The organism is Dyella kyungheensis, assembly GCF_016905005.1.
GTDB classification, from domain to species: Bacteria; Pseudomonadota; Gammaproteobacteria; order Xanthomonadales; family Rhodanobacteraceae; genus Dyella; species Dyella kyungheensis.
This window is the reverse complement of the sequence record NZ_JADIKC010000007.1, coordinates 90006-115790: the sequence shown is the minus strand read 5'-3', so window position 1 is coordinate 115790 and position 25785 is coordinate 90006. Positions and strand designations below refer to the sequence as shown.

General features: G+C 64.4%; 30 protein-coding genes. 10 read left to right on the top strand and 20 right to left on the bottom strand.

Annotation, left to right across the window (positions count from 1 at the left end):
- The first annotated feature begins 244 nt into the window (after positions 1 to 244).
- Entirely contained in the window at positions 245 to 499 is a 255-nt protein-coding gene (locus tag ISP20_RS15250; RefSeq protein WP_204636974.1) for a type II toxin-antitoxin system Phd/YefM family antitoxin, read from the top strand.
- The gene (locus ISP20_RS15245) at positions 499 to 924 is read left to right on the top strand and encodes a type II toxin-antitoxin system VapC family toxin (protein ID WP_204636973.1); all 426 of its coding nucleotides are present in this window, start codon (positions 499 to 501) and stop codon (positions 922 to 924) included. The genes ISP20_RS15250 and ISP20_RS15245 overlap by 1 nt, the downstream gene beginning before the upstream one ends.
- Positions 925 to 1003: 79 nt before the next feature.
- On the opposite strand, the gene ISP20_RS15240 is transcribed toward ISP20_RS15245, so the two are convergent.
- The 3 genes from ISP20_RS15240 to ISP20_RS15230 form a co-directional block, all read right to left on the bottom strand.
- A complete protein-coding gene (locus ISP20_RS15240; RefSeq protein WP_204636972.1) occupies positions 1004 to 1429 on the bottom strand; it encodes a type II toxin-antitoxin system VapC family toxin in 426 nt (141 codons plus the stop codon).
- Positions 1426 to 1665 carry a FitA-like ribbon-helix-helix domain-containing protein gene (locus tag ISP20_RS15235; protein WP_204636971.1) on the bottom strand — a complete coding sequence of 80 codons (240 nt, stop codon included), beginning with the start codon at positions 1663 to 1665 and terminating at the stop codon, positions 1426 to 1428. Before ISP20_RS15235 ends, ISP20_RS15240 begins: the two co-directional genes overlap by 4 nt.
- 125 nt (positions 1666 to 1790) lie before the next feature.
- Positions 1791 to 2210 (bottom strand): helix-turn-helix domain-containing protein, encoded by a 420-nt coding sequence (locus ISP20_RS15230; RefSeq protein ID WP_204636970.1) that lies wholly within the window; start codon positions 2208 to 2210, stop codon positions 1791 to 1793.
- A 168-nt stretch (positions 2211 to 2378) separates the two neighbouring features.
- Between ISP20_RS15230 and ISP20_RS15225 the strand changes: the two genes are divergently transcribed.
- Positions 2379 to 5402: a TonB-dependent receptor gene (locus ISP20_RS15225; RefSeq protein ID WP_204636969.1), complete on the top strand. Its 3024-nt coding sequence runs from the start codon at positions 2379 to 2381 to the stop codon at positions 5400 to 5402.
- Positions 5403 to 5588: 186 nt separating this feature from the next.
- On the opposite strand, the gene ISP20_RS15220 is transcribed toward ISP20_RS15225, so the two are convergent.
- Positions 5589 to 5969, bottom strand: a complete 381-nt coding sequence (locus tag ISP20_RS15220) for a VOC family protein (RefSeq protein WP_204636968.1) — start codon at positions 5967 to 5969, stop codon at positions 5589 to 5591.
- Positions 5970 to 6045: 76 nt separating this feature from the next.
- Between ISP20_RS15220 and yoaA the strand changes: the two genes are divergently transcribed.
- Positions 6046 to 7980: a DNA repair helicase YoaA gene (gene yoaA / locus ISP20_RS15215; protein ID WP_204636967.1), complete on the top strand. Its 1935-nt coding sequence runs from the start codon at positions 6046 to 6048 to the stop codon at positions 7978 to 7980.
- A 270-nt stretch (positions 7981 to 8250) separates the two neighbouring features.
- Positions 8251 to 8619 carry a VOC family protein gene (locus ISP20_RS15210; protein ID WP_204636966.1) on the top strand — a complete coding sequence of 123 codons (369 nt, stop codon included), beginning with the start codon at positions 8251 to 8253 and terminating at the stop codon, positions 8617 to 8619.
- Positions 8620 to 8621: 2 nt separating this feature from the next.
- On the opposite strand, the gene ISP20_RS15205 is transcribed toward ISP20_RS15210, so the two are convergent.
- Together ISP20_RS15205 and ISP20_RS15200 are read right to left on the bottom strand one after the other, a co-directional pair.
- Entirely contained in the window at positions 8622 to 9452 is an 831-nt protein-coding gene (locus tag ISP20_RS15205) for a helix-turn-helix domain-containing protein (protein ID WP_204636965.1), read from the bottom strand.
- Positions 9453 to 9546: 94 nt separating this feature from the next.
- On the bottom strand, positions 9547 to 9918 hold the full coding sequence (locus ISP20_RS15200) for a nuclear transport factor 2 family protein (RefSeq protein ID WP_204636964.1): 372 nt from the start codon (positions 9916 to 9918) through the stop codon (positions 9547 to 9549).
- Positions 9919 to 10102: 184 nt separating this feature from the next.
- Here ISP20_RS15200 and creD point away from each other — a divergent pair, with 184 nt between their 5' ends.
- A complete protein-coding gene (creD, locus tag ISP20_RS15195; protein WP_204636963.1) occupies positions 10103 to 11446 on the top strand; it encodes a cell envelope integrity protein CreD in 1344 nt (447 codons plus the stop codon).
- The gene (gene tsaB, locus ISP20_RS15190) at positions 11443 to 12132 is read left to right on the top strand and encodes a tRNA (adenosine(37)-N6)-threonylcarbamoyltransferase complex dimerization subunit type 1 TsaB (RefSeq protein ID WP_204636962.1); all 690 of its coding nucleotides are present in this window, start codon (positions 11443 to 11445) and stop codon (positions 12130 to 12132) included. Before creD ends, tsaB begins: the two co-directional genes overlap by 4 nt.
- A gap of 91 nt (positions 12133 to 12223) precedes the next feature.
- Here tsaB and ISP20_RS15185 read toward each other — a convergent pair whose 3' ends face one another.
- On the bottom strand, positions 12224 to 12562 hold the full coding sequence (locus ISP20_RS15185) for an ArsR/SmtB family transcription factor (RefSeq protein ID WP_338031016.1): 339 nt from the start codon (positions 12560 to 12562) through the stop codon (positions 12224 to 12226).
- A 148-nt stretch (positions 12563 to 12710) separates the two neighbouring features.
- Between ISP20_RS15185 and ISP20_RS15180 the strand changes: the two genes are divergently transcribed.
- A complete protein-coding gene (locus tag ISP20_RS15180) occupies positions 12711 to 13457 on the top strand; it encodes a glucose 1-dehydrogenase (protein WP_204636960.1) in 747 nt (248 codons plus the stop codon).
- 122 nt (positions 13458 to 13579) lie between these two features.
- Positions 13580 to 13987, top strand: coding sequence for a DUF302 domain-containing protein (locus ISP20_RS15175; RefSeq protein ID WP_204636959.1), 408 nt, complete (start codon positions 13580 to 13582; stop codon positions 13985 to 13987).
- On the opposite strand, the gene ISP20_RS15170 is transcribed toward ISP20_RS15175, so the two are convergent.
- Together ISP20_RS15170 and ISP20_RS15165 are read right to left on the bottom strand one after the other, a co-directional pair.
- Positions 13988 to 14419 (bottom strand): GFA family protein, encoded by a 432-nt coding sequence (locus tag ISP20_RS15170; RefSeq protein WP_204636958.1) that lies wholly within the window; start codon positions 14417 to 14419, stop codon positions 13988 to 13990. It abuts the gene before it with no gap.
- 45 nt (positions 14420 to 14464) lie between these two features.
- Positions 14465 to 15484 carry a YeiH family protein gene (locus tag ISP20_RS15165; protein WP_204636957.1) on the bottom strand — a complete coding sequence of 340 codons (1020 nt, stop codon included), beginning with the start codon at positions 15482 to 15484 and terminating at the stop codon, positions 14465 to 14467.
- A gap of 86 nt (positions 15485 to 15570) precedes the next feature.
- Between ISP20_RS15165 and ISP20_RS15160 the strand changes: the two genes are divergently transcribed.
- Entirely contained in the window at positions 15571 to 16449 is an 879-nt protein-coding gene (locus ISP20_RS15160; RefSeq protein ID WP_204636956.1) for a LysR family transcriptional regulator, read from the top strand.
- 108 nt (positions 16450 to 16557) lie between these two features.
- Here ISP20_RS15160 and ptsP read toward each other — a convergent pair whose 3' ends face one another.
- The 11 genes from ptsP to ISP20_RS15105 form a co-directional block, all read right to left on the bottom strand.
- Positions 16558 to 18288: a phosphoenolpyruvate--protein phosphotransferase gene (gene ptsP, locus ISP20_RS15155; protein ID WP_204636955.1), complete on the bottom strand. Its 1731-nt coding sequence runs from the start codon at positions 18286 to 18288 to the stop codon at positions 16558 to 16560.
- 155 nt (positions 18289 to 18443) lie between these two features.
- Entirely contained in the window at positions 18444 to 18713 is a 270-nt protein-coding gene (locus ISP20_RS15150) for an HPr family phosphocarrier protein (RefSeq protein WP_204636954.1), read from the bottom strand.
- Positions 18706 to 19098, bottom strand: coding sequence for a PTS sugar transporter subunit IIA (locus ISP20_RS15145; RefSeq protein WP_204636953.1), 393 nt, complete (start codon positions 19096 to 19098; stop codon positions 18706 to 18708). The genes ISP20_RS15150 and ISP20_RS15145 overlap by 8 nt, the downstream gene beginning before the upstream one ends.
- A 43-nt stretch (positions 19099 to 19141) precedes the next feature.
- Positions 19142 to 20041 carry an RNase adapter RapZ gene (rapZ, locus tag ISP20_RS15140; protein ID WP_204636952.1) on the bottom strand — a complete coding sequence of 300 codons (900 nt, stop codon included), beginning with the start codon at positions 20039 to 20041 and terminating at the stop codon, positions 19142 to 19144.
- Between the two features lie 3 nt (positions 20042 to 20044).
- Positions 20045 to 20995, bottom strand: a complete 951-nt coding sequence (gene hprK, locus ISP20_RS15135; RefSeq protein ID WP_204636951.1) for an HPr(Ser) kinase/phosphatase — start codon at positions 20993 to 20995, stop codon at positions 20045 to 20047.
- Between the two features lie 130 nt (positions 20996 to 21125).
- Positions 21126 to 21449: a ribosome hibernation-promoting factor, HPF/YfiA family gene (gene hpf, locus ISP20_RS15130; protein ID WP_204637362.1), complete on the bottom strand. Its 324-nt coding sequence runs from the start codon at positions 21447 to 21449 to the stop codon at positions 21126 to 21128.
- 290 nt (positions 21450 to 21739) lie between these two features.
- Positions 21740 to 23221, bottom strand: a complete 1482-nt coding sequence (locus tag ISP20_RS15125) for an RNA polymerase factor sigma-54 (RefSeq protein ID WP_204636950.1) — start codon at positions 23219 to 23221, stop codon at positions 21740 to 21742.
- Positions 23222 to 23346: 125 nt separating this feature from the next.
- Complete coding sequence (gene lptB / locus ISP20_RS15120; protein WP_046973274.1) at positions 23347 to 24066, bottom strand: LPS export ABC transporter ATP-binding protein; 720 nt, start codon at positions 24064 to 24066, stop codon at positions 23347 to 23349.
- Positions 24067 to 24069: 3 nt separating this feature from the next.
- Positions 24070 to 24684, bottom strand: a complete 615-nt coding sequence (gene lptA, locus ISP20_RS15115; protein WP_204636949.1) for a lipopolysaccharide transport periplasmic protein LptA — start codon at positions 24682 to 24684, stop codon at positions 24070 to 24072.
- The gene (gene lptC / locus ISP20_RS15110) at positions 24575 to 25243 is read right to left on the bottom strand and encodes an LPS export ABC transporter periplasmic protein LptC (RefSeq protein ID WP_204636948.1); all 669 of its coding nucleotides are present in this window, start codon (positions 25241 to 25243) and stop codon (positions 24575 to 24577) included. Before lptC ends, lptA begins: the two co-directional genes overlap by 110 nt.
- Positions 25240 to 25779, bottom strand: coding sequence for a KdsC family phosphatase (locus tag ISP20_RS15105; protein ID WP_204636947.1), 540 nt, complete (start codon positions 25777 to 25779; stop codon positions 25240 to 25242). The genes lptC and ISP20_RS15105 overlap by 4 nt, the downstream gene beginning before the upstream one ends.
- Positions 25780 to 25785: the final 6 nt, after the last annotated feature.

Below are 25785 nucleotides of genomic sequence, written 5' to 3'. Positions count from 1 at the left end.
AGCGAGAAGGCCTGATTCGCCGAGCTGCGTCCACCGTTCCCAGGCCGCTCCGGCCTTGGCGAGATCAAGCTTCAGCGAGGCCCTGCAACGTATCGAGGCGGGCATCCAAGACCTTAGCGAGCCAGCGAGAGGCTAGCCTTCGCGGGTTCTCGGTGGAGAGAGAAAGGCTGATTTGGCGATCCGAGCCATGACATAGCTTGTTTGTAGTAACGTAACTACAAACGAGCTGCGTCGGAGCGCCATCATGACCATCACGACCCTATCGAGCCGCGAACTCAACCAGGACGTTACGAAGGCCAAGAAAGCCACCAAGGAGGGTCCAGTGTTCATCACTGACCGAGGCAGACCGGCGCACGTGCTGCTGAGCATCGAGGAATACCAGCGTCTTACCGGGGGACGCCAGAAGATTGCCGATCTGCTGGCCATGCCCGGCGTCGAGGACATTGAACTGGAAATCCCACCGCCGCGCGACCTTGCTCTACCGGCGGACTTGTCCTGATGCTTGTTCTCGATACCAACGTCGTGTCTGAGCTGCGCAAAGTGCGCGGCGGCAAGGCCGACAAACGCGTAGCGCAGTGGTCGGACAGCGTGGATGCCGCCGATCTGTTCGTTTCCGCGATCACGATCCAGGAGCTGGAAATTGGCGTTTTGCTGGCCGAGCGCAGAGACCCCTCGAAGGGTGCCGTGCTTCGTGCCTGGCTGAACAGTCATGTGTTGCCGGCTTTCGCAGGCCGCGTCCTGCCGGTGGATACCGCCGTCGCGCAGCGAAGCGCGAAGCTGCACGTACCCGCTCCGCAATCGTTGCGCGACGCTTTCATTGCCGCCACGGCGCAGGTACACGGCATGACCGTGGTGACTCGAAACGTGGCCGACTTTGCCGCATCCGGCGTCAACCTCATCAATCCTTGGACTTGGGAGGCTTAGCCAGGCATGCCGGGTGTCACCGATTGCCGACATGGGTCGCCTCACGCAAGTCAAACGGCCAGCGGCCGCCTGATCGCGATCAAGCCTGCCATGTCCACGGGTTGATCACGGCCACGCCGGCAGCCTCAAAAGGCGACGTGTCGCGCGTGGCTACCGCGAAGCCATGAATAGCTGCGATGCCGGCGATGTAACCATCCGTCGGCGCAATCGCTTTCCCAGCGGCGCGAGCGCGGGAACGCAGCGTGGCGTACGCATCCGATGCCGGCGCATCGAATGACAGTATGCGGCCGGCGAACAGGGGCAGCACGCGTTGCTCGAGACGCTGATGAAGTAGGTCACGGCGTTTGCCCTCAGGCAGCACGGCGACGCCGAAGCGCAGTTCGGCAAGGCTGATGGCCGAGAGGTACAACGTTTCGATGATCTGCGCGTCGATCCAGGCGAGCACGTTCATGTCGCCAGGCGCTTTGAGCGGCTCTGAAACAACATACGTATCGAGCAGGATCATTCAAAGCTCACCGGCTCGGATGCCGTCCTGTCGCGCTCGATCTCAAGCTCGACGCCGCCCACTTCCCGGCCCATGTCGGCCAGCAGGGAACCGAGCTTGATTCGGTTCTCGGGCCGGACAGCGTTTTCGAGAATCGCCCGGATTTCCGCCTCCGTGCTGCGTCCATGCGTAGCAGCACGTACGCGCAAGGCGCGATGGGTTTCTTCGGGCAGGTTGCGAATGGTGACGGATGCCATGGCGGGCGCCCTTTGCAGTGATATCAATGACTGCATTCAATCACCATTGATATCACGAAGGGCCTTTTTGCGGCGTTCGGGCAGGCGAGGACTAGGCGAGGAGGGTCTTCAAGGGCCTTCACCCTTCAGCCCTCGCTATCGGCCAGCAGTTGCACCAGGGCGTTGCGGCGGCGGGCATTCAACTTCCGCATCGCGGTGATCACGGCGCGCTCCTGCTCGGTCAGGACCTTATAGGCGCCCCCCGGTTCATGTACCTGCCCGGTCGACGGCAGGCGGCCCAGGATCAGCCAATCCAGGCTGCACTCGAACTCCTCGGCAACCTTTGCCAACCGGGCCGTTTCGGGAAAGGCCTGTCCCTTGAACCACTGGCGTACTGCTTCCTTGGACACATCAAAGCGCAACGAGAGCGCTTTGTTACGCCCTCGGCCACTCGGAATGTCCGCCAAATCGCAGGCTTCGTTCAGTCGGTCTGCGAATCCTGCGTACGTGTCAACTGATTTTCGTGTAGGCAAGTTAAACCTGGCTTTGGTGAGTTCAATTGCCAAGCCATTCTTGTAATTTTTGTAGGAAAAAGACCACGTTTGACTTGCTAATCGAGTTCTGATTGTCTGCTTCCCGCAGCGCGGAGGGCGCTGCATCCGGAGCGCGCTTCCGTTGGTGTCGATGACACCGACACGGACCGCTATCGACTTTTCACAGGGGAGCAACTCGAAATGATTTCTCGTAGCGGATCGGCTTCGTTCGATTTACGCCTGCTGGTGCTGGCCATCGCCTTGAGCCTGGGCAGCGGCAGCGCGCTGGCGCAGAGTACGGCGGGTGATATCTCAGGGACTGCGACTTACGCCAGCGGTGCAGTGGTGGTGATCAAGGGGTTGGACTCGGGCCTGTCCCGTTCGGTCGAGCTGACGCCCGACGGCAAGTTCCGCGTGCCGTCGTTGCCCAGCGGTCGATATGAAGTGCAGCTGGTGCGTGACGGTCATGCGCTCAACACCAGCCAGGTGACCGTGCTGGCCGGACAAACGGCACAGCTCAATCTTGGCACCGAGGCCGCACAGGCAACCCGCCTGAGTACCGTGACAGTCAGTGCCAATGCGATCCCGCCCATCGACGTCAACTCGTCGGAAACGCGCACCACCTTCTCAGCTTCCCAGCTCAACGCGCTGCCGGTGCCGCGCGATATCGTCAGCGTGGCGACGCTGGCGCCGGGCGTGGTCAAGGGCAACGGTGCGTTCGGCAACCTGCCGTCGTTCGGCGGCTCGTCGGTCGCGGAGAACAGTTACTACGTCAACGGCTTCAACGTCACCAACCTCTACAACAATCTCTCGTTCGGCGAAGTGCCATTCCAGGCCATCGACCAGTTGGATGTGCAGTCGGGCGGCTACGGCGCGCAATACGGGCTTTCCACTGGCGGCGTGACCTCGGTCAACATCAAGCGCGGCACCAACGAGTGGAAGGGCGGCGTGAGCTGGAGCACGGCACCGGACTGGGCTCGTGCAACCTCACCCAATGTCATGCGTGCCAACGGCACCACTTTCCGCGAGTACGATAAAAACACCAAGGCCAGCAACACTTACGACGCCTGGCTGGGCGGGCCGTTGATCAAGGACAAGTTGTTCCTGTTTGCGTTGGCTGAGTTCACCAAGACAAGCATCACCACTTACGGTGCTTCTTCGACTTCGAGTCTAAGCAATGCCAACTCGACTACTACCGCCAACGACCTCACCACCAGGAGTCCTTACTGGGTGGTAAAGCTCGACTGGAACATCAACGACGCCAATCATCTCGAATACACCGGCTTCAACAATACCGACAGCACCACTTACCGCTACTACAACGCTCCTTACGTCGACGGCGTGACGTCGAAGACGACCTACAAGGGCGATCTGCACAACAAGGTGGGCGGCCTGACCAGCATCGTCAAATACACCGGCTATCTCACCGAGGATCTGACCCTGACGGCCCAGTGGGGCAAGATGGACAGCGACAATTCCTCCTACACCGTCAGCCCGGCCGGCATCACCACCCGCTACAACGGCGATATCAACGCGCCCGCTTCCGGTTGTGCCTACACCGCGTACAACGGCGTGCCGTGGGGGCCGGCGACCTGTGCCATTACCAGCAGCGTCGACATCTACGGCGGCAAAGATCAGCGCGAGGCCTGGCGCGTCGATCTCGACTGGAGGCTTGGCGATCACGAACTTGGCGCAGGCTATTCCGACGAAAGCTGGTCGTCCGATGCGGGCAGCTCGTATTCGGGTGGTGCCTATCATTACTACTACTCCAAACCCAGCGCGAAAGCGCCGGGCCTGGTGATGACGAAGAACTTCCGCACGGGCGGTCGTATCGACATCGATCAAAAGGCCTGGTATCTGGAGGATCATTGGCAGGCGACCGAGAAGCTGATGCTGTACGGCGGACTTCGCAACGACAGCTTCAACAACAAGAACGGCGCCGACGAAAGTTTCGTCAAACAGGAAAATATCTGGCAGCCGCGCCTGGGATTTTCCTGGGACGTGATGGGCGACGCGTCGTTCAAAGTGGCCGGCAGTGCGGGTCGTTACTCCCTGCCGATCGCGGCCAACGTCGCCTTGCGCGCCGCGACCGCGTCACTCTTTGTCGAGGACGACAGCCTCTATTCGGCGATCAATCCCGATGGCTCGCCCGTGCTGGTAGGCACAAAGGGAAGCCAGGGGCACTACATCATCAACGGTGAGGATGGCAGTACGCCCGATCCACGTGCCGTGGCCTCCAAAGGCCTGAAACCGTACGTGCAGGACGAGTACATCCTCGGTTTCCAGAAGACGCTGCGCAGCGACACCGTCTTTCTCGACAACTGGACGGTAGGCATGAAGGCCACCTACCGGAAGCTGCGCACCACCATCGACGACACCTGCGATTCGCGGCCGTTCTACGCGGAAGCGGCAAGGCAAGGCGTGGATGGCGCCTGGGATGACGAGTGGTCGGTGCCTGCCGGCATGGTCGGCTGCTGGATCTACAACCCAGGCAGCGCGCTTTCGCTGAGCACCACGCTGGACGGCTCGCCTCGTACCTTCAATGTGACGATTCCCAGCAGCACCTTGGGACCGCGTGCCATGCGCTCCTATCAAGGCATCGTGCTCAGCGCGGAGAAGCAGTCGGAGACGTACTACCTCAACGCTTCGTACACCTGGTCGAAAAGCTACGGCAACACCGAGGGGCTGGTGAAGTCCAGCAACGGCCAGGACGATACCGGCACAACCTCCGATTTCGATTTCCCCGAAATCATGGTCGGCGCCAACGGCTATCTGCCGAACGACCGCCGCCACGCCATCAAGCTCTACGGCGCCTACAAGTTCACCTCCGAGTGGTCGGCGGGCCTCAACCTGCTGGCGCAATCGGGTGCGCCGATCAGCTGCTATGGCGGTGGCGGCGGCACGCTGGGCACTCGATTTGGCTATGGCGCAGCGTTCCATGTCTGCAACGGCGAGATCAGCGCTGAGGGAACCAGCGGGCGCACCCCATGGCTGTGGACAGTCAGTCCGAACGTGATCTACCAGCCGTCGTGGGCGAAAGGCTTGAGCATGCAGCTATCGGTGATCAACCTGTTCAACAACGACGCGCCGACCTTCGTCTACGAACAGTACGAGACCATTTCCAACAGCGGTCGCAAGACCATGTACACCCACTACAAGCTGCCGAAGTACTTCAACACCCCACGTTATGCGCGGCTGCAGCTGCAGTACGACTTCTCGCTGTAAATCTTCGCTGTTGAAGCGCTGGCGCCTTGTCGGTCGAAACGCAAGCGTCGGTGAGTGGAGTCGCTCCCAGCCCTTGGGAGCACGCCTCGATGAAGCGTCACCCCGATCGCGTCTCATTGAGGAAGCAAGCCGGATCCGCACGGGCGGTGCACGCCAGGAACATTTGGCGTGCATCCGGTGGCAGGCTCAGGCCCTGGCGCGTTCTTCCATCAGGCCCACCAGATTCCCGTCCGGGTCGCGCAGGAAGGCCAGCCACAAGGTGTGATCCGATAGCTCCGCCGTCGCCTGCGGCTCGCGTTCGCCCACCGCGCCATGATCGAGCAGTGCGCGGAACGTGTGCTCGATGTCGCCGACCGTGAAGTAGAGAATGGAATTGCCACCCACGCTGCCATGTCCTTGCGGCGTGGACAGCATCAGCCGCACGCCGCCGGCATCCAGGAAGGCCAGATTCGTGGCGGGCCGAAACAGGAACGGCAGTTCCAGGATGTCGCGATAGAACGACAGCGCTGTATCGACGTCGCTGACGGTGATGGCGATCTGGCCGATGCCGGTGATCCGTGAGGACATGGCGCAACTCCACGGCTGGGAATGCCGGCAGTCTAGAACATTCGCAGCCGCGGCTCAGGTCGGCGATACTTGGCCGATGATTGATCACGAGGACGTTGCCGCGCTGCTGGGCACGGAAGGCCCCTTCGCTCGCGAGCTACCCAATTTCGCCCCGCGCGCCGCCCAGCAGGCGATGGCGCGCGCGGTGCAGCACGCCATCGCCGAGCGCGAGACGCTGATTGCGGAGGCCGGCACCGGCACCGGCAAGACGTTCGCCTATCTGGTGCCGGCGTTGCTCTCGGGGGAGCGCGTGATCGTGTCCACCGGCACCAAGGCGCTGCAGGACCAGCTGTATTTCCGCGACCTCCCGCGCGTGCGCTCGGTGCTGGGCGCCCGCCTCAAGACGGCGTTGCTGAAGGGGCGGTCGAACTACCTGTGCCTGTATCGTCTCGACCAGACCGTGCGCGAGGGTGCCACTTTCGATCGCGCGCAGGCGTCGCAACTGGCGGCCGTCCGTGCCTGGTCGGCGCGAACACGGCGCGGCGACCGCATGGAGCTGGCGGAGGTGCCGGAGGAATCGCCACTGTGGCCGCGCGTCACTTCGACGCCGGAAAACTGCCTGGGCGTGGAGTGTCCGTTCTACGACGACTGCCACGTGATCAAGGCGCGGCGCGAAGCGCAGGAAGCCGACCTGGTGGTGGTCAACCATTACCTGCTGTTCGCCGATCTGGCGCTCAAGCAGGAAGGTTTCGGCGAAATCCTGCCGGGCGCGAACGCGTTCATCCTCGACGAAGCACACCAGATTCCCGAGCTTGCCGGCCAGTTTTTCTCGCAGAGCATCAGTGCGCGCCAGCTGTCGGATCTGGCGCAGGACAGCCTGAGCGAATGCAATGGTGTCACGGGTGCGATTGGCCTGGTGCTGGAGCCGGCCGAAGCGGTGCAGGATGCCGTGCGCAGACTGCGACTGGCGATGGACGTGTTGCCGGAGCGAGGGCCGTTCCATCAGATGGAGGCCAAGCACGAGATCGGCGATGCCTTGCATGCGCTACGCGACGTGCTGGCGGCATTGACCGACGTACTGGCGTCACAAGCGGAGCGCTCGCGCGGTTTCGCCAATGCGCATGAACGTGCCGCCTTGATGAGCGAGCGCCTCGATCGCATCGCCGAGCGCGAAAGCGAACGCGACGTGCGCTGGTACGAACTGTTTCCCCGTGGTTTTGCCCTGCATGCCACGCCGCTCGATCTGGCTGCGCCCTTGCGAGCCATGCGGGAACAGACCCAGGCGGCGTGGATCTACACCTCGGCCACGTTGTCGGTGTCGTCCAGCTTCGATCACTTTGCGCGCCAGCTGGGTCTGGAAGACCCGCAGACCCTGCATGTGGAAAGCCCGTTCGACTATGAGAAGCAGGCGCTGTGCTATCTGCCCGCAGGACTGCCGGATCCTTCCGCCCGCGACTACACCGACCGCGTGATCGAGGCCGTGTTGCCGGTGCTGCACGCCTCGCACGGACGCGCCTTCCTGCTGTTCACCTCGCACCGTGCCTTGCGCCGCGCGGCCGAATTGCTGCACGAGCGGGTGCCCTGGCCTTTGTTCGTGCAGGGTTCGGCACCACGCCACCAACTGCTGGAGGATTTCCGCCACAGCGGTCACGGCGTGTTGCTGGGCGCTGCCAGTTTCTGGGAAGGCGTCGACGTGGCGGGCGAAGCGTTGAGCGTGGTGGTGATCGACAAGCTGCCGTTCGCTTCGCCGGACGATCCCGTGCTGCAGGCGCGCCTCGAAGCGCTGGAGCAGGCCGGCATCAATCCCTTCATGGGCTGGCAGGTGCCCAGTGCGGTGATTGCGCTCAAGCAGGGCGCGGGCCGGTTGATTCGCGACGTGCACGATCGCGGTGTGCTTGTGTTGTGCGATCCGCGCCTCACCAGCAAGGGCTATGGACGGCTGTTCCTCAACAGCCTTCCCGCCATGCCTCGCACCAAGGAACTGGCGCAGGTGAAGGCGTTCTTCGACGATGAAGTGTCCGCACCGGCGTGAGCGTGCGATGTAGATCTTGCCTAAACATGCGTTTCTCGCCCGTCATTCCGCTGCAGGCCGGAATCCAGTAGCGAATGCGCCCAGTTATCTAGGCGGAGCAAAAGACGCTCTGGATATGCCCCCGCAACAACCCAACGCACGGCTGCTGGATTCCGGCCTGCGCCGGAATGACGGTGAGGGAAATGAGCTGGTTCTGCGTGGCCCACGGCACTGGATTCTGCTCGCTGGACGCACAACGATAAGCGCAGTCACTCCAACGAGGATTCGGACATGGCCAAGGTCACCGGTTTTGGCGGCATCTTCTTCAAGGCGCGCGATCCGGCAGCACTGGGCGAGTGGTATGCGCGGCATCTGGGCTTTCCGCTGGAAGACTGGGGCGGGGCGCGTTTCGAGGACGACGCGTCGCGTCCGGGTTATATCGTGTGGACGCCATTCGCCGCTGACACCACCTATTTCGCGCCCAGCAGCCAGCCTTACATGCTCAACTTTCGCGTGGACGATCTGGATGGCTTGCTCGCGCAGTTGAAGGCGGACGGCGTGGACGTCGACGGCCGCATCGAAGAGAGCGAATTTGGTCGCTTCAGCTGGATCATGGATCCGGAAGGCACGCGCATCGAACTGTGGCAGCCGCCGGGCTGAGCTTACGCGTTCGTTCCGGCGGCGCTGGCGGCCATGTCGCGCAGATGGCTGGCGGTCGCTTCGTCGGCGGGCACGAACGCTTCCAGGGCCAGTTCGGCCAGTGTGACGTCCATCGGCGTGCCGAACACCGTGGTGGTACTCAGCATCGACAGCGTGATATCGCCGAGCGCCAGTTCCATCGGTACGGCGATATCGCCGCTGACCACGCCGTGCCCCTCGGCATCATTGCCGGGATAGCTGCGCAACTCCTGTAGCAGGGCGACCAGTTGCGGGTCGTGCGTGGCATCGATCTGGCGACGCAGGCGATCGAGCAGATGCGCCCGCCACACCGGCAGATTGCGGATATGCGGCGCCAGCCCTTCGGGATGCAGGCTCAGGCGCAGCACGTTGATCGGCGGTTTGAGCCATTGCGGTACCAGTCCCGCCAGCATGCGTTGCGTGGCCTGGTTGCTTTCGATCAGGTTCCAGTGCCGATCGACGGCAAGCGCGGGATAGGGCTCCAATCCCTTCAACAGCAGACGGATCGAACCGAGCACCGCGGCAAACGCCGGATCGTCGAACGTCCGTTCGCGGTAGACCGGCGCAAATCCTGCCGTCACGAGCAGTTGGTTGCGTTCGCGCAAGGGAATATCCAGGTATTCGGCCAACCGCAGGATCATGTCGCGACTGGGCTGCGAGCGTCCCGATTCCATGAAGCTCAAATGGCGCGTGGAAACCTCCGCGCCGCTGGCCAGATCGAGCTGGCTGAGCCGTCGATGACGCCGCCACTCGCGCAAGAGATCGCCGACCGGACGAGCGGCGGACGGGGAGAGGGCGGAAGCCGTGGCGCTCATGTGCATCTCCGTGGGTACCTCGAGGGAGCGATGTTCCCACGAGGATGGATGGTAGGCCCATGCCGGACGGCGGGGTGCCGTCCGGCCATGGCCGTCAGGCCATTTGCGGCACCTTGTCGAGGAAGCCGAACACCTGGCCGATGCGTCCTTCCTGCAGCGAAGCGACGTCGAAACCGATCACCAGCGGTTCGGCTGCGCCCGGCGAGGCGAGATGCCACTGGAATCGCAGCGTGTCGTGATGCGCATCGACCACACCGGCGAGTGCGAAGCGGTGGCCGGGGAACATCGCCTGTACGGCCGACACGGTGGCGTCGATCGCTTCCCAGCCCTTCGCATCGACCATCGGATCGGTGTAGCGCGCGTGTTCGGCATAGACGTCTTCGATCAGGCTGCGACGACGCAGGGCATCGGTCTCGTTCCAGCTGGCGATGTAGCGTTCGGCGAGTGCGTGGGCGTGGGTGGTCATGGCGTGTTCCTCGTAGGTGGGTGTGGGAACAGAGTGCGGCGTACGAGGCACGCAAGCGATTACCTGCGGAGTAATGAGTTGCGCCATGGTTCCGCCACAAGTCGCATGCGAGTCGGCAGCAACTCGCCCGAAGGTTCGCCCCCGCGCCTGTTTTCCTGCAGGCTCCGAGACAAGGGATTGAGCCATGGGACACTGGATGAAGGGCTGGACCGCCAAGGTACTTGGCGTGGGCCTGCTGGCGCTGCTCATGTTGTTGCCGTTGTGGAAGGTGCAGTCGCTGGTGGAAGAGCGGCAGGGCATGCGGCAGGCGGCCATCGAGCAGATCGCGCAGGGCTGGGGCGGCGAGCAGGTGCTCGGTGGCCTCGTGCTGGCGGTGCCGACGCAGGAGAAGATCGCAACGACCGGCGGCGAGCTGCGCGATGTGGCCGATACCACGCTGCTGCTGCCCGACACGGCCGCCATGAGCATCGGCATGTCGGTGGACAAGCGCCGCTACGGCATCTACGAAGCGCCCGTGTTCGCTTCGACGGTGGAATTGCACGGTCGATTCGCTGCGCAGGACATCGCGCAGCGGCGACAGCTGGATACCGCCACCTGGCAGGATGGCAAGGCGGAACTGCGGCTGGTGGTAGGCGATCTGCGCGGTTTGCAGGACGTGAGCGAGTTGCAGGTCAACGGCAAGCCGCAACGCTTCGAATCGTCCGCGATGACGTTCGGCGGCTCGTCTTCCACTGTGGTCGTGCCGCTCGATCTGGCGGCGCTCAATGGCCAGCCCATCGAATTTTCAGTGAAGCTGCACCTGGCGGGGACGCAATCCCTGCAGCTGTTGCCGCTGGCGCGCAGCATGGAAGTGAACATGCGCGCGCCATGGCCCGACCCGAGTTTCATCGGTGCGGCTTTGCCGCTGGAGCGCAGCGTGAATGCGCAGGGTTTTTCGGCGCGTTGGCACATGCTGGATCTCAACCGGAAGTTCGGCCAGTCGTGGCACGCGAGCGATGCACGCATCGACGCCGCCGTGCATGACGCCGCGTTCGGCGTGGCCTTGTTCCAGCCAGTGGATGTCTATCAGCGCAATGTGCGGGCGGGCAAATACGGATTGCTGTTCGTCACCATGACATTCGTGGCGTTCTTCCTGTTCGAGGTGCTCAAGCGGCTGCGCGTACATCCCGTGCAATACCTGCTGGTGGGCGCTGCGCTCACCTCGTTCTATGTGCTGCTGCTGGCGCTGTCCGAGCAACTGGGCTTTGGTCTTGCCTACAGCGTGGCGGCCGCTTCGGTGGTGGCGATCGTCGGCGGCTATGCGATGGCGGTGTTGGGTGCGCGGCGGGCAGGGCTGCTGCTGGGGGCCTCGCTGGCGCTGGTCTACGCCATGCTTTACGTGGTGCTCGCGGCGGAGGAATACGCCTTGCTGATCGGCGCCATCGTGCTGGTGCTCACCGTGGCCCTGCTGATGTACCTCACCCGCCGCATCGACTGGTACGCCAGCATGCCTGCCGCGACCGGCCCGGCTATCATGGAGCAGCCATGAACCTGCTAGCCATCGAAACCTCCACCGAAGCCTGCTCCGTCGCTCTCGTCCACGGCGACCAGGTGATCGCACGCAGCGAAATTGCGCCGCGCCGCCACGCCGAGCTGGTCCTGCCCATGGCCGACGCCTTGCTGGCCGAAGCCGGCCTGGGTCGCCATGCCCTCGATGGGATCGCCGTGGGCCGCGGCCCGGGTGCGTTCACCGGGGTGCGTCTCGGCATCTCGCTGGCGCAAGGCATGGCGCTGGCGCTCGATGTGCCGGTGGTGACGGTGTCCTCGCTTGCCGCACTGGCCCTGGAAGCCCCGGAAGACGACGCCACCATCCTCGCGGTGATCGACGCGCGCATGGGCGAGATCTACGCCGCAAGCTACCGGCGCGACGACAACGGCGGACTGATCACGCTGGACGACGAACGCGTCTGCCTGCCCGCTGCGTTGGCGTTGTCACCTTCGCCCGCATGGCATGTGGTCGGTTCGGGCTGGAGCACGTATGCGGATGTGTTGCGTCCCCATCTCACCGGCGAATTGCGGTCAGCCGAGGGTGCGCGCTATCCGCAGGCGCGCCATGTGGCTGAACTCGCCGCTCGCGAGTTTGCCGCGGGAAATGCAGGTGCCCCCGAGCATGCCTTGCCGGTGTATCTGCGCGACAAGGTAGCGCTGACTCTCGTGGAGCAGGGCAAGGCCTGACGTCACTGTGAGAGCGCACTTGTGCGCGACTGGGGCAGCCTCAGTCGCGCACAAGTGCGCTCCCACAAAACGATCCGAGGCTCAGCCGAAATCAGCCCGCGACGACTTCAGCGGGCTTCGCTGCGATTTCTTGCTTGCGCGCTGCGCACTGAATGCTTTGCGCGTGTTTGATCGCCGGAAGCAACCCAGGGAAACGTTCCTCGATCTCACCGCACCGCGTGGTGTTGAGCATCTCCACGCCACGGCGCTCGCTGCGGATCAGTCCTGCTTCGCGCAAGGCGCGGAAGTGCTGTGACAGGGTGGATTTGGGGATGCAGCGGTCTTCGATCTTGAGGAAGACCGAGCAGCTGTTGGCGCTGTCCGCACAGGACAGTTGCCAGTAGATCGCCGCACGCACGGGATCGGAAAGGGCATGCAGGATGCCTTCCACGGTCACGTCGTCGATCGAGGGGTGGGTCAGGGGCCTCATATGTTCATTTTAGCAGCACTTGAAACTTAGTTCTTAAGTTCGTATGTTACGAACTATTGGAGTTCAGAACTCCCTCAGCTTCTCCTCCCAACCTGAACAGGTGTCTGTCATGAGCAAGCTCAAAGGTAAAGTGGCTGTCGTTACTGGCGCATCCAAGGGCATTGGCGCCGCCATCGCCAAGGCGCTGGCCGCCGAAGGCGCCTCCGTGGTGGTCAATTACGCCTCCAGCAAGGCCGGCGCGGACGCCGTGGTGGCCGAGATCACCAAGGCCGGCGGCAAGGCCGTTGCCGTGGGCGGCGACGTTTCCAAGGCCGCCGAGGCCAAGGCGCTGGCCGACGCCGCCGTGTCGAACTTCGGTCGCCTGGACATCCTGGTGAACAACTCGGGTGTGTACGAGTTCGGTGCGCTCGACGCCATCACCGAGGAACACTTCCACAAGCAGTTCAACGTCAACGTGCTCGGCCTGCTGCTGACCACCCAGGCAGCGGCGCGCCACATGAACGACGGTGGCAGCGTGATCAACATCGGTTCGCTGGTGTCGCGCATCGTGCCGCCGGAAAGCGCCGTGTACACGGGCACCAAGGGTGCGGTTGACGCCATCACCGGCGTGCTGTCGCGCGAGCTGGGCCCGCGCAAGATCCGCGTCAATGCGGTGAACCCGGGCATGGTCGAAACCGAAGGCACCCATGCGGCCGGCTTCATCGGTTCGGACTTCCACCAGGGCGCCATTGCCCAGACCCCGCTGGGCCGCATCGGCCAGCCGGACGACATCGCCTCCATCGTGACCTTCCTTGCTTCCAGCGACTCCTACTGGCTGACCGGCGAGCAGCTCTACGCCGGCGGCGGCATGCGCTGATCCATCGCGCAGGCCTGCGAGGCGCATCCCGGTGTGGGCCGGGGTGCGCCTTTTTTTATGCGTCGGATTAACGTGGCGGGACCGAAGATTCGTCGATCACTCCCAAGCAACGAGGCGTTCCGATGTCCAGCCCGGCCGATCACGGCATCGTGCAGTTCCGCTCGCCGTTCGATGTGAGCACGACCATCGGCAAGATCCGCGCGGCGCTGGATGCGCACGGCATCACCGTGTTCGCGCTGATCGACTTCAGTGGCGATGCCTCGCGCGCGGGACTCAGCATGCCGGCCGAGCAGATGTTGATCTTCGGCAATCCCAAGGGCGGCACGCCCTTGATGCAGCAGGAGCCGCGCGTCGGCCTGGATCTGCCGCTGAAGGCGCTGGTGTGGGATGACGGGCAGGGCGGCAGTTGGATCGCCTGCAACGCGCCGGAGTACATCATCGCGCGGCATGGATTGCCCGAGGCGCTGGCCGCGAATCTTGCCGGTCCGATCGCCCTGCTGAAGCAAATCGCCGCGGAGCCGTCCGCCTGATCAGGCCTCGCCTTCGACGATGCTCACGTTGGCGATCCAGTTCGCCTGTCGTCGTGCGAGTTTCGAAGATACGTCTTCTTCGCTGAAACTCGCCGGCCGGTGTTGAAGCAGGCTGGGATCGAGGTTGTCGAACGTGTTCACGTTGACCACCGCATAGACGTGTCCGTCGACGGTGCACGTCACTAGCGGCACGCCGCCGCATTCCCTGCAGATATGGAAATCCGCGGTGCTGGTGCCAAAGGCATAGCGGTGGAGTAGATCAGGCCTGCGCACCGTGACGCGCAGATCGCCATCCGGAACGGACGTCCAAACCGCGCCGTGCTTGGTGCAGAAGGAACAATCGCAGGCGCGGGCGGGAATCTCGGTCGGATCGGGCTTCCAATCGAGCGTGTAAGCGATGTTTCCGCAATGACACTGGCCGTGAAGCAGCATGCTGGCGTCCGTGATCGGCGTGACCGTGGGCGCCCAGCGTAATCGTTACAACTGCCCGATGACCAGTTGCACCAGCAGGCTGCTCACCGCCACCGCGGCCCACACACCAAGTCCCAGCAGGATCGGACGCGCCCCGGTGGAAGCCATCTTGCGCAGGTTGGCCGAAAGACCGATCGCGGTGAGCGCCACGATGATCAGGAATTCGGCGGCCAGGTGCAGCGCCGGCTGGATGGCCACCGGCACCAGGCCGGTCGTGCGCACCCCCGAAGCGACGAGGAACCACAGGATGAACCAGGGAAAGATGCGACGCAGGCTGAAATCGGTGGCGCCCTGCTTCTTCTGCTTCCAGGCCGTGGCAAAGGCCAGGATCAGGCAGATCGGAATGATCAGCGTGGCGCGGGTGAGCTTGACGATGGTGGCGTAGTCGCCCGCCTGCTTGCTGAAGCTGTAGCCCGCGGCAACCACCGACGAGGTGTCGTTGATCGCGGTGCCGGCCCACAGGCCGAAGCCGAGGTCGGACAGGTGCAGCACGTGGCCCAGCAGCGGAAACAGCAGCACGGCGACGAGGTTGAACAGGAAGATGGTGGAGATGGCGAACGCGGTGTCGTGCTCGTCGGGCTTGATGATCGGCGTGACCGCCGCGATCGCCGAGCCGCCGCAGATGGCGGTGCCCACGCCGATCAGGATCTTCAGTTTGTCCTGCACCTTCAGCAGGTGACCCAGCCCCCACGCCGCCAGGAAGGCTACCGTCATGGTCACCAGGGTGACCGACAGCGACTCCAGCCCGGTCTTGGCCACCTGGTCCAGGCTTAGCCCGAAGCCCAGCGCGATGATCGACCACTGCAGCACCTGCTTGCCCGCGAACTGGATGCCCGGCGTATAGCTGCCGCCCGGGGCCAGCGTGTTGCGCACCAGGATGCCCAGCACGATGCCGAACACCGGACCGCCGATCAGCGGCGCCAGCTTGCCCAGCCCCAGCGCGACCAGCGCGATCACGACCGACAGCAGCAAGCCGGGGAGGCGGGACGGGGTGGGTGAAGCGGGGATGGCGACGGCGGCATTCATGGCGTTCTCCAGCAATGCCGGCATTTTCCGTCTCGCCATCCATCAATAAAATTTTGAATTACTGATCGTTGATATAAGATCGGCTGATGATCAACATCAGCCCGCGCCAGCTGGAAGTGTTCGTGCAGATCGCCCGCCTGGGCAGCGTACGCGCCGCCGCCGAGACGCTGCACCTGACCCAGCCCGCGGCCAGCATGGCGCTGGCGGAAATGGAGCGGCAGCTGGAAGCGCCGGTGTTTGCCCGCGAGCGCGGCCGCCTGCGCCTCAATACGCGTGGCCGCGAACTGCTGCCGCTGGCGCAGGAACTGCTGGAGCGCTATGCCGAATTCGGTCGCGTGGGTACCGGCGGTGGCGATGAACTGGGTGGCGAACTGCGGGTGGGCGCGAGCAATACCGTGGGCAACTACCGCGTGGGCGAACTGCTGGGTGAGTTCGTGCGCGCGCACCCGCACGTATCCGTGCGCCTGCGCGTTTCGAACACCTCGGAAATCGTCGCCGCCATGCTCGATCACGCGCTGGAGCTGGGCTGTGTCGAAGGCCCGGTGGCGCACCCTTCGCTGGAAGTGCGGCCGTGGCGTGACGACGCGCTGGTGGTCTGCGCCTCGCCCGATCATCCGTTGGCACGCAAACGGCGCATCGAGGCGGAGGATTTCGCCGGCGCGCGCTGGGTGCTGCGCGAACCAGGATCGGCCACCCGCAGCCTCAGCGAGCGCGCGCTGTCGAGCCTGCCCGCGGGCGAAACCGTGTTGGAGTTGGATCAGGCGGAAGCGATCAAGCAGGCCGTGATTGCCGGCCTCGGCATCGCCTGCATTCCGGAAGTGGCCATCATCGATGCGGTGGCGGCCGGACGGCTGAAAGTGTTGCGCACGCCGTTCCTGGACCTGCATCGCAAGCTGTCGCTGCTGCTGCACCGGCAGCGCTATCGCGGCGCATTGATCGAAGCTTTTCTAGCCCGCGCCGGCTGAGCCTTCCCCATAACACGACTGTGGGAGCGCACCCTGTGCGCGACAAGCGCCACGGAGAACCCAGTCGCGCACAGGGTGCGCTCCCACAGGATCAGGTCAGGCTCTTGCTCAACCCGTGATGCTGGCCAGCAACGCCTCGGCTTCCTCGTGCGTACGCGACCGCAGAATGCGCGGCGCATGCGCGCGCAACGTCGCATGATCGAGCGTGGCAAGACGATCGCGCACATGCAGCAGCTGGCTGGGATGCATGCTGAATTCGCACAGGCCCAGCGCCAGCAGCAAGCCGGTGAAGTTCACGTCGCCGCCGATTTCGCCGCACAGGCTCACGCCTTTCTTGGCGCGGCGCCCTTCCGAAATCACATAGGCCAGCAGCCGCAGCAGGGCGGGCTGCAACGGGTTGTAGATGTTTTCCAGCGCATCGTTGCCGCGGTCCGCGGCCAGCACGTACTGGGCCAGATCGTTGGTGCCGATGGCGAGGAAGTCGGAGTGTTCGAGCAGCGCGCGCACATTGATCGCTGCCGCCGGCACTTCGATCATCGCACCGAGCTGGAGCTTCTCCGGCAGGTCGATGTTCTCGCGCTTCAATTCCTGTCGCGCGAGCTTGAACAGCGTGCGCACGGCGATCAGTTCGTCGGGTTGCGTCACCATCGGCACCAGCACCCGCACCGGGCCATAACAGGCGGCGCGCAGGATGGCGCGAATCTGCGTGCTGAACACGGCGGGATAGCGCAGCGACAGGCGTACGCCGCGCACGCCCAGCGCCGGGTTGTCTTCACCGCGCACCACCAGGCCCGCGGCATCGGCCTTGTCGGCGCCGAGGTCGAGCGTGCGAATGGTCACCGGCAGGCCGCCCATGCCGAGCACGAGGTCGCGATAGGCGATGAACTGTTCGTCTTCGGTGGGCAGTCCCTTCTGGCGAAGGAACAGGAATTCCGTGCGATACAGGCCCACGCCGTCGGCGCCGCGTGCACGCGCCATGGCGATGTCGGCGGGCATCTCCGCATTGGCGAACAGGCGGATGTCCACGCCGTCACGCGTACGCGTGGGCGCGTTGGCCAGCGTGGCAAGTCGGCGGCCTTCCGCGGCGGCTTCGCGCTGCCAGGCGCGATAGTGGGCCAGATCCTGGGCGGTGGGATGCACCACCGCTTCGCCGCGTTCGGCATCGAGCAGGATCAGGTCGTCGTCGTGGATGGTCGACAACGCGTCGCGCGCGCCCACCAGCATCGGCAGGTCCAGGCTGCGCGCAAGAATGGCGCTGTGCGAATACGGACTGCCCGAACTGGCGACCACGCCGAGCAGGCCGGCGCCAGCCAGATGCGCCATGTCGGCGGGTGCGATGGTGTCGGCGATCAGGATCTCGCCCACGCGCGCGGCCAGCTTGCGTTCTTCGCGGCTGGTCTGGCGCTGCAGGGCGGAAATGACGCGGCCGATCACCTGGTCGACGTCTTCCTTGCGCGAGCGCAGGTAGGGGTCGTCCATCGCCTCGAACACGGCGGCGAGGCGGTCGCGTTGCTTCTTCAGCGCGGCGCCGGGACGGTAATGGCCGATGCGCACCAGATCGTCCAGCCCGCGCAGCAGTTCCGGGTCGTCCAGCAGCAGGCTGTGCGCGTCGATGAACTCGTTCACCTCACGCGCAAGCGCGCCGTGCAGCTTGCCGCGCAGTTCGCGCAGTTCCTGGCGTGCGGTATCGAGCGCGCGATGCAGGCGTGCCAGCTCGCTCTCGACTTCGTCTTCGTTGAGCGGGCGGGTATCGACCAGGTAGCGGCTTGGCTGCACCAGGCGGGCGCGGCCCAGAGCCATGCCTTTCGCTGCCGTGGTGCCTGCCAGTACCTGTCTCATGCGTGCCTTCCATGGTAAAGCGGCCGGGCCGGCCGCGCGTGACGTCGGCATCCGGCCAACGTGTCGAATGCAGAACCAGAAAGATCGCACGACGCAGCCCACCGGGCCGTGAATACGGCCTCAGCTCGACATACGCGTGCCATATCTTTCGCCACTCAGGCTCCTTCGTCGAACTTGCGATCGAACAGCGCCACCACGGCTTCGATGGCGGACTGCTCGTCCGGACCATCGGCGCGAACGGTCAGCGGCGTGCCTATGCCGGCGGCCAGCATCATCACACCCATGATGCTTTGCGCATTCACCTCGCGGCCTTTGCTGACCAGCCACACGGTGGCTTTGAAACCCTGCACCAGCTGCACGAGCTTGGCCGAGGCGCGGGCATGCAGGCCCAGTTTGTTGGAGACAACGATGTCGCGTTCAAGCATGGTCGATGAAGATCCCTCCGCGGCCACCACTGGCGGCGATTTCCGCCAGCTCGTCCAACGGTTTTTCTGCGTAATTGAGGACGCGCAGCAGCATCGGGAGATTGAGCCCCGAGACGCAACGCAAGCGGACGCCCAGCGCACCGAGCGACAGGCCGATGTTGCACGGCGTGGCGCCGTAAAGATCGGCCAGCACCAGCACGCCGTCGCCTTCGTCCAGTTCGCGCGCATGCTTGGCGGTGAGCGTGCGCATCACATCCGGATCCGCCTGCGGTGGAACCTCGACGGCCTCCACGCGCAGCGGCAGCTTGGGCAGCACGTGGTGGGAGGCGGAGATCAGCGCCTGGCCGACCGCCTCGTGCGTCATCAACAACACGCCGACGCTCATGACGGCGTGCCAGTCCGCGGTAAAGGTATGGCCAGCATGGCTATCACTCGAGTTCGCGATGGAAGGTAAGCACGCCGTTGCGTAGCGCGCGGTAATGGGCGGCAAGCTTCTCCACCAGGTACACCGAACGGTGTCGACCGCCCGTGCAGCCGATGGCGATGGTGACGTAGCTGCGGTCGTCGGCTTCGAAGCGCGGCAGCCAGGTGTCGAGCCAGCGCGCGGTGTCGGCGTAGTACTCGGCCACGATCGGCTGCGTATCGAGGTAATCGCGCACGGCCGCGTCCTTGCCCGAGAGCGGGCGCAGCGTGGGATTCCAGTGCGGGTTCGGCAGGCAACGCGCGTCGAACACGAAATCCGCGTCCAGCGGCAGGCCGCGGCGGAAGGCGAACGACTGGAACATCAGCGTCAGGCCTTCGGTGGCCTCGGCATAGCCGGCGGCGAACAGGCGGCGCAACTGGTGCACGTTCAGTTCACTGGAATCGATCACCTTGTCCGCGATGGCCGAAAGCGGGCGCAGCACACGGCGTTCCTCGGCGATCGCGTCGGCCAGCGACAGGCCCTGCCACGACAACGGATGGCGGCGGCGCGTTTCCGAATAGCGCTTGATCAGCACCTCGTCGCGGCAGTCGAGGAAGATCAGGTGGGCCTTCACTCCCTTGGACGCCAGCTCCGACAGGATCGCCGGCATGCGCTTCAGGTCTTCGCCCGGATTGCGCACGTCCACGCCCACGGCGACATGGCGGCGCTTGCCTTCCACGTTGCCGCTCACCGCCGCCACCAGCTGCGGCAGCAGGGCCGTGGGCAGGTTGTCCACGCAGTAGAAATCGAGGTCTTCCAGCGCGCGCAGGGCCACCGTCTTGCCACCGCCGGACATGCCGGTGAGCACGATCAGGTTGACCGCGTCAGCTCGGTTGAGCGCGCTGAGGGAGTGGGTTTCGCTCATGGGTCACCACGGAGGCAGCCGGCGCATCTGGTGCGCCTGGCGGTCGATGAAAGTCTGTGCAGGGTCGATGCCCTTGCTCTTGAGCACGTGGTTGCGCACCGCCGCTTCCACCAGCACCGCCAGGTTGCGGCCGGGAGCGACCGGGATCGTCATCATCGGCACCGGCACCTCGAAGATTTCGCGGTGGCCGATGTCGCCGGTGAGGCGGGTAAGTCCATCCGTGTCCTCGCCTTCGCGCAGCGGCTTGAGATGTATCACCAGGCGAAGATATTTGGACGGCTTGACCGCGGTGTGACCGAACATCTCTCGCACGTTCAACACGCCCAGGCCGCGCACTTCAAGCAAGTCCTGCAGCAGCTCGGGGCAGGTGCCGTCGATCACGTCCGGGGCGATCAGGGTGAACTCGGTGGCATCGTCGGCCACCAATCGATGGCCGCGGCTGATCAGTTCCAGCGCCAGCTCGCTTTTGCCCGAACCCGACTCGCCGGTGATCAGCACGCCGATCGAGAACACTTCCAGGAACACGCCGTGCAGCGTGACCTTGGGCGCCAGCATGCGCGCCAGGTGGTATTGCATCCAGGTCAGCAGCTCGTGGCCGCGCTTGGAGCTGATCCACAGCGGCGTATTGGTTTCTTCCGCCACTTCGCGCAGGTCGGTGGGGATGGGCTGATCCTTGGTCACGATCATCGCCACCGGCTGGTAGGCGGCGATCTTGTTGATCGCTTCCCAGCGCTGGCGCGATTCCAGGCCGTCGAGGTAATTCAGCTCCTCGGTGCCGATGATCTGGATCTTGTTCGGGTAAATGACGTTGAGGTAGCCGATCAGCGAGGGACGACGCGTGGTCGTCGCTGCCTGCTCGAGCACGCGGGATTCGCCACGCATGCCGGAGACCCAGCGCAAGGCCATGCGCTCATGCACGCTGTCATAGAGTTGTCGGGCGGAGAGCCGGTCCAAGCCTTGTCCTTTGCGCCACCGGAAGAGGGCGGCTACCCGGATATTGTGCCAGTTCACACCGGCGGGCGCCTTGGACGTGCAGGGAAAGAGGGCAGAAGGCCCGCCCGGAGCCGGGCGGGCCTGGCGGAGATCAGCCGTACAGGCGCTCCTCGCGGGCGGCGCGCTGATGTTTGTCGCAGATCTTCTCGCGGTGCTTGCGCAACTGGGTCACCAGCTTGTCGAAGAGTACGTCGATGGAGACGTACATGTCGTTCTCGAGCGCTTCAGCGTGCAGGGTGCTGCCCGTGACATTGAGCGTGCCTTCGGCGCGCTGCTGCAGTTTGTTCACGGAGAGAACGATGCTCAGGCTGAGAATGCGTTCATCGAGGCGGGTGAGGCGGTCAAGCCGGCTGTTCACATGATCCCGGAGGGCCGGGGTGACTTCAATCTGCTGACCGCTGAGTTGTACTTGCATGTTGCGCCTCCTCTGGTACTTGCCGCGGACGCGGCTGGAATCGATGCGCCGGTCGCTCATGTCGTGGCCGACACACCTTTGAAAACTCCGGTATTGCGAGGTTTTGCTCCGGCCTCCTGACCACGTTGGGATAGTCACTATGCACCTCGGACGAACTGCTCGCGTTAGAAAGACCTTCACGCCTCAGACATGACAGGCTTTCTCTCGCGTCGTCCTGGCTATAGGTATGGGGACGTCTTTTTCGCGGCCAAGTTCCCGAGGCGGGATGACGCAGACACGGGCAAACCCGTTCAGCCAGCGCGCTGGCGCTCGCTGGAACTGGGAATACGCATGGCTTCGCGGTACTTGGCGACGGTGCGTCGGGCAACCTGAATGCCCTTGCGATGCAACTCCTCCGCGATGGCCTGGTCGGACAGCGGCTTGCGCGGGTCCTCGGCATCGACCAACTTGCGCAGCATGGCCTGGATGGCGGTGGCCGACGCGCTGCCACCGTCTTCGGTGGACACGCCGCTGGAGAAGAAATGCTTGAGTTCGAACGTGCCCCGCGGCGTATGGATGTACTTGCGGGTAGTTACACGTGAAATGGTCGATTCGTGCATGCCCACTTCCTCGGCCACTTCGCGCAGCACCAGGGGGTGCATCGCTTCGGGGCCGTAGTCGAGGAAGGCGCTCTGCCGCCGCACGATCGCCTCGGCTACCTTGAGCAGCGTCTCGGCGCGCGATTCCAGGCTCTTGATGAGCCAGCGCGCCTCCTGCAACTGGCCGCGCATCCAGCTCGCGTCGGTGCCGCGGGCCTGGGCGATGAGGCCGCAATAATGCTGGTTGAGGCCGAGCCGCGGCTGGCAGTCCGGATTAAGGCTTACACGCCAGCGGCCGGCATCCTTACGTGCGTAGACGTCAGGAGCGACGTATTCGACAGGCGTGACATCGAGCGCGGCACCAGGGCGTGGATCGAGGCTGCGGATCAACACGGCCGCGGCAGCGGTATCGTCTTCGCTCACTCGCAGTTTGCGAGCAAGACGCGCGATGTCGTTGCGCGCGAGCAGTTCCAGTTCGGCATCGACGATGCGCAGCGCGAGTTCGCGTTGCGGCGTATCGGGATCGAATTGTTCGAGCTGCACGCGCAGGCAATCGCGCAGGTCGATGCTGGCAATGCCGGTGGGATCGAAACGCTGCAGCATGCGCCGCACTTGCTCGACTTCAGCAGCGCTGGCCTTGATGTCGGCCGGCAGCGCAGCCACCAGCGACTCCATGCTCTCGGTGAGATAACCGTCGGCATTGAGCGCATCGATCAACACCGTGGCGATGGTGCGATCGCGCACGCTCATGTGCGTGAGGTTGAGCTGCCACAGCAGATGTTCCTGCAGCGTTTCCTGCGCGGCGCTTTGCGGCTCGAAGCCGTCTTCGTCCGGATTGCTGTTGCGCGAGGAGGCGCCGCTGAGCGAGAAGTCGACCGGATCGTCGCTGCCGCCGTCGCGCTCTGCCTCACCCCATTCGGGGGCTTCCGCATCGTCGACGGTATCGCTGCTGCTGGAACTGGAACTGGACGAGCTGACCGGGATCGCGTCCATCGGTGGCTCGGACTCGCGTTCGTCACCCTCGAGATTGTCGGGGTTGTCGTCGGCGAACTCGAGAAGAGGATTGCTTTCGGCGATCTGACGCAGCTCAGCCTCCAGCTCAAGCTGCGACAGCTGCAGGAGGCGGATGGCCTGCTGTAACTGTGGAGTCAGCGTGAGCTGTTGATTGAGGCGAAACTGCAGTCCGGGTTTCATGCCAGCGGGTCGGGATGAACGTGAAGGTCATCCTAACTCGTGCCTTCCGGGTCGGCCATAGGCTAGAGCGTGATCCCGGTCTCCCATAGCCCGCAATTCCGCGGGCCGGGCCTGTTCCGCCGCCGTTACAGGCGGAATTCGCGGCCCAGGTAGACCTCGCGCACCTTCTCGTCGGCGAGGATGTGCGCAGGCGTACCGCGCGAGAGCACTTCGCCGTCGTTGAGGATGTACGCGCGGTCGCAGATGCCCAGCGTTTCGCGCACATTGTGGTCGGTGATCAGCACGCCGATGCCGCGCTCCTTCAAATGACGCACGATGCGCTGGATTTCGCCGACCGAGATCGGATCCACGCCGGCGAACGGTTCGTCCAGCAGCATGTAGCGCGGATGTGCGGCAAGCGCACGCGCAATCTCCACGCGGCGGCGTTCGCCACCGGAAAGGCTGATGCCTTTCTGGTCGGCGATGTGCGCGATCTTCAGTTCGTCCAGCAGGCTTTCCAGTTCGTTGGTGCGGCGCTTTTCGTCCCAGCCTTCGCGCAGTTCCAGCACGGCCATGATGTTGTCGGCCACGGTCAGGCGACGAAACACCGAGGCTTCCTGCGGCAGATAACCGATGCCGAGCTTGGCGCGCTGGTGCATCGGCAGGCCGGTGATGTCCTGCTTGTCCAGCTTGATGGTGCCGGCATCGGCTTCGATCAGGCCCACCACCATGTAGAAACAGGTGGTCTTGCCCGCACCGTTGGGGCCGAGCAGGCCCACCACTTCGCCTTCGCGGATGGAGAAGGCGAAGTCGCGCACGACCTGGCGCGCCTTGAAACTCTTTTGCAGACCTTCAGCAGAAAGCATCGATCAATGGCCCTCGGCCGGCTTGGGGGCCGGTGGCGGCGTGGCAGGCGGCGTGCCCGGCTTCGGCGGCGTGGCGGCAGGTGCGCCCGGCTTGGCCTTGGGCAGGATCACGCCATGCACCAGGCCGTCGCCAGCGGCTTCACCGGTGATCAGCGAGGTCTGCGTGTTGTAGACCAGCTTGTCGCCATGAAACTCGCCGCGGCCCTGTTGACGCACCACGGCGTTACCCGTGAGCACCGCAATGCCGTTGATGTTGTCGTAGTCGAGCTGGAGCGCGTCGCCCTGCATCAGGTTGCCGGCGTCGTCGAGCTGTTCGATATGCGCCAGGTTTCCCGTCACCACGGCGCGCGCCACCTGGGTGTCGGCATCGAGATACAGCTTGGCCACGGCGCCGGTCAGCTTCATCGTGCCCTGCGTGGCCACGACATTGCCGGTGAGCGTAGTGACCGTGTTGGGCGCGTTGAACCCGTCCATGGACTTGGACGAGAAGTTCATCGGCTGGTTGCGGTCATCCTGCTTGGCCAGTGCCGGCTGCAGGATGAGCAGTCCCAGGCCCAGCAGGGCGAGGGGCAGCTTGAGACTTCTTGGGTCGCGGCGGAAACGAGCCGGTGACTTCATCGAACAGCTCCAGATGATTGGTGTTGAGGTTGGCACGCATGCCCACCCCGTTAAGTGTACGTGCGCCTTGCTTCATATGCGCTGGGGCGTCCGTCACCATTCGGTTTTCTTTTGGCCAGGCGGTGACGTCGGAGGTGTGCATTTCGGCCGCATCGGTCTGGGCAAAGGCCGCCCGGTGCATGTAGACCGGGCCTTGCAGCTTGAGCAGGGTGCCGCTCTTGTCGACCCAGGCGTACAGCGACTTGCCCAGCCACGGCGGCACGCCGGCCTCGTTGGACGGCAAGGTGAAGTCGGGCGTGTTGATGTACAGCGACTCGTCGTTCTCGCGGCGCTCCAGGTGCGGGGCGACCATCTCGAAGCTCGGCAAGCCGTCCACGTCGTACGACCACAGCTGGAAATTGGTCAGCGTATAGCCCGAGCGCGGCGGACCCACGAACTCGCTGACCTTCGGCGCCGGCGCCAGCCACCAGTACAACAGCTGGGCGCCCCCGGTAGCCAGGCCGATCAGCACGATCGCTACCGGCAGGCCGCGATCGCGCAGGTAACTGCGCAAGCTCACTTCCAGCGCTCCCGCTCGGCATCCGTCTTGCCCTGGGCGTGCAGGACCAGGTCGCAGACCTCGCGGGCCGCGCCCAGGCCGCCGCCCAGGCGGGTGCGCCAGTGCGATTGCTCGGCGACCCACGGGTGCGCATTGGCCACGGCCACGGCCAGGCCGACCTCCCGCATCGCCGGCAGGTCGGGCAGGTCGTCGCCCACGAAGGCGGCCTGTTCCGGCGTCAGGTTGAGCGCTTCCAGCAGCTGCTGCAGGCAGGCGCGCTTGTCGCCCTGGCCCTGGTAGACGTGGGCGATATCCAGTTCCTCGGCACGCAGTGCCACCGGGTGGCTGATGCGCGCCGAAATGATCGCCACCTGCACCCCATGGGCCATCAGCAACTTCAGGCCCAGGCCGTCGTGCACATGGAACACCTTGGTTTCGTGGCCGTCTTCGGCATACCACAGGCGCCCGTCGGTCAAGGTGCCGTCCACGTCGAACACGACGAGTCGGATCTTGGCGGCACGGGCGAGCACGTCAGCGGGAAGGTCAGCCAGGTACATGGGATC